Genomic DNA, 397 nt, shown 5'->3' with positions numbered 1-397 from the left:
CAACTAATGTCTGCACCTTTACTGATAGGATAATTGCTAAACTGATAATTACTAGTGTCTTGAACTATTAATGCAGGTGTATTCCAATAACCAGCCCAAGCATTTGCAGTCCAATTTGTTTTGTATAAAACTGCTTTTACTTGATAAAAATGCCCAATTGTTAAATTTGCTGATAATTGATTGCTACTTCCCACAAAGAAACTGACAGATTTTTGAATATTTGTGCCTGCTTGCTGATTTTGTAGGGTAATTCCATCAACAGTGCTCACATAATTATTGTTCGCGTCTAAAACCTCTAAACCAATATAGATGTGATTTTCTGTTGAACCAACTTCGCTAGAATAGTTGAAATTAACTGTTAAAGTAGCACCTAATAAAGGACTTACTTCAAGCGGAT

Annotated in this window: 1 protein-coding gene; it reads right to left on the bottom strand. The window is 34.0% G+C overall.

The annotated features are described in order from the left end of the window. A partial coding sequence (locus tag IU405_RS11205; protein ID WP_197438706.1) for a hypothetical protein occupies positions 1-397 on the bottom strand: 397 nt, incomplete at both ends.

The sequence above is a fragment of the Polaribacter sp. BAL334 genome, from assembly GCF_015767435.1.
In the GTDB taxonomy this organism is placed as follows: Bacteria; Bacteroidota; Bacteroidia; order Flavobacteriales; family Flavobacteriaceae; genus Polaribacter.
The sequence above is the reverse complement of the archived record's forward strand: the minus strand, read 5'-3'. Positions and strand labels throughout refer to the sequence as shown.